Annotated in this window: 1 pseudogene; it reads left to right on the top strand. The window is 51.7% G+C overall.

Going from position 1 to position 358, the window contains the following annotated elements:
* Positions 1-303: pseudogene (locus CWB99_RS23730) on the top strand (class 1 fructose-bisphosphatase); the annotation flags it as partial.
* Positions 304-358: the final 55 nt, after the last annotated feature.

The following is a 358-nucleotide window of genomic DNA, read 5'->3' as shown; positions in this document are numbered from 1 at the left end:
CCACGTGGCAAAAACTTTAATATGCGCTGGATAGCCGCCATGGTCGGCGATGTCCATCGCGTGCTCTGTCGTGGCGGCCTGTTTACCTACCCGGCCGATACTAAAAACCCCGACAAGCCTTACAAACTGCGCCTCCTTTATGAAGCCAACCCGATGGCTATGCTGATTGAACAAGCTGGAGGTTTGGCAAGTACGGGCGAGCAGCGGATTATGGAAATAGAGCCGCAGCAAATTCACCAGCGTGTCGCGGTGATTCTCGGCTCGAAAGACGAAGTAGAAACCTGCTTAAGCTATCACCAATAACATAAAGGCACCCTTGGGTGCCTTTTTTACTTGTCTATTGGTAAGTCATGGCGGG

The sequence above is a fragment of the Pseudoalteromonas rubra genome, from assembly GCF_005887095.1.
In the GTDB taxonomy this organism is placed as follows: domain Bacteria; phylum Pseudomonadota; class Gammaproteobacteria; order Enterobacterales; family Alteromonadaceae; genus Pseudoalteromonas; species Pseudoalteromonas rubra_E.
Note: the sequence above shows the minus strand (reverse complement) of the source record. Positions and strands in the feature narration are given on the sequence as shown.